This is a genomic window from Aeromonas sp. HMWF015 (assembly GCF_963878965.1).
Lineage (GTDB): Bacteria > Pseudomonadota > Gammaproteobacteria > Enterobacterales > Aeromonadaceae > Aeromonas > Aeromonas veronii.
On the sequence record NZ_CAWNZT010000243.1, the window covers coordinates 1 to 4567 of the forward strand.

Annotated in this window: 3 protein-coding genes and 1 pseudogene; 1 reads left to right on the forward strand and 3 read right to left on the reverse strand. The window is 59.6% G+C overall.

Annotation, left to right across the window (positions count from 1 at the left end; all coding sequences use genetic code 11):
- The 3 genes and pseudogenes from AACS18_RS12995 to AACS18_RS13005 all read right to left on the reverse strand — a co-directional run.
- Positions 1-428, reverse strand: a pseudogene (locus tag AACS18_RS12995) (cobalamin biosynthesis protein CobD); the annotation flags it as partial.
- Between the two features lie 23 nt (positions 429-451).
- Complete coding sequence (mtnN, locus tag AACS18_RS13000; protein WP_108611841.1) at positions 452-1144, reverse strand: 5'-methylthioadenosine/S-adenosylhomocysteine nucleosidase; 693 nt, start codon at positions 1142-1144, stop codon at positions 452-454.
- Between the two features lie 169 nt (positions 1145-1313).
- The gene (locus tag AACS18_RS13005) at positions 1314-2246 is read right to left on the reverse strand and encodes a ZIP family metal transporter (protein WP_108611842.1); all 933 of its coding nucleotides are present in this window, start codon (positions 2244-2246) and stop codon (positions 1314-1316) included.
- Positions 2247-2633: 387 nt separating this feature from the next.
- Here AACS18_RS13005 and AACS18_RS13010 point away from each other — a divergent pair, with 387 nt between their 5' ends.
- Positions 2634-4265 carry a methyl-accepting chemotaxis protein gene (locus tag AACS18_RS13010; RefSeq protein WP_108611843.1) on the forward strand — a complete coding sequence of 544 codons (1632 nt, stop codon included), beginning with the start codon at positions 2634-2636 and terminating at the stop codon, positions 4263-4265.
- Positions 4266-4567 lie beyond the last annotated feature (302 nt).

Genomic DNA, 4567 nt, shown 5'->3' on the forward strand with positions numbered 1-4567 from the left:
GCTTTGGCGAGCCCCATGGCCGAGAGTTTGCCGGTTTCCCGTTTGAGCCAGGGGGCAGACTGCAATCTCGCCAGCGGCAGGGTCTCCTGGGTGGCGAGCGAGCGGGTGGCATGGGCGAGTTCGCGCAGCGGACGGGATTCGAGCATCAGCAGCAGGAACAGCAGGTCGAAGATCGGCTCGCTCAAGGCCAGATTGCGCAGCGACCAGAGCCCGGCGGCGCAGGGGAGCCAGACTACCAGCATTGCCAGCAGGCCGGCCTGCATTTGCTGGCCGGGCGAACCATCGGGTCTGTGCACCTTGTGCCCCAGCCGGGTCAGCAGGGGCGTGACGGCCGAAAGACGCAGATGGGATGGCCACGGGAGCACCGCCTCCAGCAAGGCTGCCCCCACCAGAATGGCCGCCGTCGTCGAGAGGAGGGCATCGGCCATCAAATCAAGCGAGCCGGTCTCGATCACAGCTTGCCGAGCATCTTGATGATCACTTCGGCGGAGTGCTTGCCAGCTACTTCGATGAAGGCATCGAAGGACTCAACCTGTTCCTTGCCAGCGATATCGGACATGGCGCGCACCACCAGATAGGGCACTTTGAACATATGGCACACCTGACCGATGGCGGCACCTTCCATCTCGACCGCCAGCATCTGCGAGAAGTCTGCGCGGGCTTTGGCAATGGCGTCCGGTTTGCACATGAACTGATCGCCGGTGCAGATAAGGCCAACCTTGGTCTGGTGCTTGCCCTGCTCGGCGATGCAATCCTGAGCGACCGCGATGAGCTTCTCGTCGCAGGGGAAGGCGGCAGGTTGCTGCGCCATCTGGCCCATCTCGTAACCAAAGGCGGTCACGTCCACATCGTGGAAACGCATCTCGCTGGCGATCACCACATCACCGATGTGCAGATCCTGAGCAAAGCCGCCCGCAGAGCCGGTATTGATGACGCAGTCGGGGGCAAACTTTTCCAGCAGCAGGCTGGTGGCCACGCTGGCGGCGACCTTACCGATACCGGAGCGGGTCAGGATCACCTCTTTGCCTGCCAGTATCCCTTGATAGAACTCGCAGCCGCCCAGTTGCAGGGTGGTGGGGTTGCTCATCTGGCTGCGCAGCAGGGCTACTTCTTGCTCCATGGCGCCGATAATACCTACTTTCATTGCTGACCTCGTCTTGATAGCCGTGTGGCTGAATTTAAGTTGCTGTAGATCATAACAAAAGATGGCGTCGGCGCCGAGAGGCACAAGCGAAAGGAGAGATGAAACGCGGCGCTCCATATGGGAGCGCCGCAGGTGACAAAAAGCATTGATGAGAGAGGGGCTATTGTCTTTAGCCGAGCGCGGTATCGAGGGTCATCATCAGGGCAAAGCCTGCCATCAGGCCGAGGGTGGCATAGGTCTGGTGACCGTTGCGGTGAGTCTCCGGAATTACCTCGTGCGAGACCACAAACAGCATGGCGCCGGCGGCGAGCCCAAGTCCGATGGGGTAGGCGATGGCAAGGCCGCTGGAGAGCCCGACCCCGAGCAGGGCGCCAATCGGTTCGAGCAGGCCGCTGGCGATGGCGACCAGTACCGCCACCGAGGGGCGAAAACCGGCGGCGCACATGGCCAGCGCCACCGCCAGTCCTTCGGGAATATCCTGCAGTGCGATGGCAGTTGTGAGCGGCAGCCCCACCGACATATCCCCCTGCGAGAAGCTGACCCCGATGGCCATCCCCTCCGGCAGGTTGTGTAGGGCGATGGCAAAGACGAACAGCCAGACCCGGGAGCAGCTCTCATGGCCGGGGCCGCAGGGGCCGGTTTTGTCATGCTCGTGCGGGGTGAACTGGTCCAGTCCCAGCATCAACAGCACCCCGAGGGTCATGCCGACCACCACCACGGCGGCGGCGCTAAAGCCGTTGCCGGTAATCCCCTCGGCGGCCTCCAGCCCCGGCAGCAGCAGGGAGAAGGCGCTGGCCGCCAGCATCATGCCTGCGGCAAAGCCCAGCATGGTGTCCTCTACCTTTTGCGGTACCGAGCGCAGAAACAGAGCGGGCAGGGCGCCGATGGCGGTGGCGGCAAACCCGGCAGCACCACCGACAAGGCCGTAGCGCACGCCGCTGGTCACCTCTCCGGTAGCGAGCATGATGAGACTCTGCAACAGCAGTAACAAGACGGCAGCCAGCGCGATAAAGAGACCGAGGGCGGTAAGTGGCCGCGCCTGCAGTTGTTCACGCAGCTGGGCAGACCAGGTTGAAGCAGGCAGATACGAGCTGTTATCCATAAACAGGGCCTCTTGTTACAGCAAATGGTTACAACGAAGGGGGATGGCGCTCCGCCATCGGATTATGTTGGTCATTACAACGAGTTGATGGCCCCTTGTCCATGCCACTGCCTCGATTGCATTTATCGGTTAACTATTTGAAATGATTTGGTCGCTATAAATATTTTGTGATGAATGTCGGGTTGTGAAGGAAATCAGCTTGCATTCATTTGGTGAAATCTGGTGAAGGATTAGGCGATATTGTGATAGAGTGCGCGCCTCGCGAAATCGTCCTTCCCCCGCTTTCGCAACCTTCCATCTCCCGTCAGGAATGGCCGGGATCAGCTCATACGGATGTGATCGCTACTGTTTACCTGCTTGTCAGCAGTTGAGGATCAACAGCCAATCATGTTTTACAAGAATCTCTCCATCGGCAAAAAGATTGCCGTGGTTTTTGCGGTCATTGCCGCAGTCAACGTTGTCTTCGGTGTTTTTCTCTCCAGTGAATTGCGCGGCGTGCGCGATCGGGTGCTGAATTTTACCGACTCCACTTTGCCGAGCGTGCTCTCGGTCGAAACCCTGCTCTACGACGTCTCTTATGTACGTCGGGCCCAGTTTGCCCTGCTGATGGTGGATGATGCCGCCGACTTGCAGGCCCGTCGTGGCCGTATTCAGGAGAATATTCGCAAAGTTGACGAGGCATTTCGTGCCTACGAGGCGACTGTGGGTGCCGACAACGAGCGCCAGGTGTTTAACCAAGCCAAACAACAGTGGCTCACTTATCAACGTTCGGTAAACGAGTTTGATATGCTGCTGGTGCAGGGCCAGCATGATCAGGCCAAAACCCAGCTGTTTGCCTCCAACCCGCTCTTCGGGGCACTGGAGCAGGCGGTCAACTCGTTGATCCAGGTGAACCTCGGTTTCGTCAAAGAGAACCGTGGCAGCCTGCTTGGCAGCGTCAGCATGGTGACCACCTTCGCCATGGTGAGCATCGGTGCCCTGCTGGTGTTCATGGTGGTGATGACCTGGTTCCTGACCCGCCAGATCTGCCTGCCGCTGCAAGCGGTAGTGGCTCAGGCCAACGCCATTGCCGCCGGCGATCTGACTCATCAGCTGGAGCGTCAGCATATCGGCCGCGACGAGCTTGGCATGCTGGCCAAAGCTTCCCTCAAGATGCAGGACAACCTGCGTGGTCTGATTGAAGAGGTGGTGGCTGCGGTTACCCAGTTGGGGGCGGCGATTGACGAAGTGAGTGCGGTTTCCGAACAGTCTGCCAAGGGTATTCAGAGCCAGCAGCAAGAGATTTCGCTGGTGGCGACGGCCATGACCCAGATGAAAGCGACCGTTGCTGATGTGGCGGGCAATACAGAGCACACTTCTGAGTCTGCCAGTGCGGCTAATACCTTAGCTCGCAAAGGTAATCAGGATGTGCAACGTTCGCTGGTGGCGATCACCCGTGTGGCGGAAGAGATTGAGCAGGCTGGCACGCTGGTGGCCGAACTGGAGCGTGAATCCGCCCAGATCAACGTAGTGGTTGATGTCATTCGCAGCATTGCCGATCAGACCAATCTGCTGGCTCTTAATGCCGCCATTGAGGCAGCCCGTGCCGGTGAACAGGGCCGAGGCTTTGCGGTGGTTGCCGATGAGGTGCGCACCCTGGCGGGCCGCACCCAGGCCTCTACCGGCGAGATTGTGGCCATCATCGAAACCCTGCAGTCTCGCGCCAATCAGGCCAAAGAGGTGACCGGGCTGAGCTGTGACATGATCCGACAGTGCGTCACCCAAAGCGAGCAGACCGGCACCGGTATCCAGCAGATCGAAGAGGCGGTTGCCCAGATTGCCGATATGGCGATCCAGATTGCCAGTGCCTGTGGTGAGCAGGATGCGGTGTCTGACGAGCTGGGTCGCAACGTCGAGCGGATCAACGAATCCGCCAATGAGGTGGCGCAGGGGGCGGATCATACTGCCCGCGCGTGTTTGGAGCTGAGCCAGCTGGCGGTGGGTCTGAAGCTGACCATCGGTCGCTTCCGTCTCGCCTGATAAGGGGGCTGGCGTACTCCGGTCTCTTCATTCAGAAAAATCGGGACGCTTTGCCAGCCCTCACCACACCCGGCCATGTGCCGGGTGTTTTTTTATCTGGCAATCGTTACGAGGCCTGATGGTTGGGGCTCTTCATAAGAGGATAAAGGTCAGGGCAAACAGAGGGGGAGCAGATAATTATCCCGGCCTGTGCGCGGTGATATTCAAGAAGGTTGGTTAAGACGTATTTGCTAACGAGAGAAGGGCGACGAACAGTTTTGGGGATGGGGAACGGGGCTAGCTGTTGGGGCGCGAGCTACGGG

Excerpts from the sequence above, each read along its gene's own strand:
- mtnN (WP_108611841.1), bottom strand. The coding sequence starts at position 1,144 with ATGAAAGTAGGTATTATCGGCGCCATGGAGCAAGAAGTAGCCCTGCTG.
- AACS18_RS13005 (WP_108611842.1), bottom strand. The coding sequence starts at position 2,246 with ATGGATAACAGCTCGTATCTGCCTGCTTCAACCTGGTCTGCCCAGCTG.
- AACS18_RS13010 (WP_108611843.1), top strand. The coding sequence starts at position 2,634 with ATGTTTTACAAGAATCTCTCCATCGGCAAAAAGATTGCCGTGGTTTTT.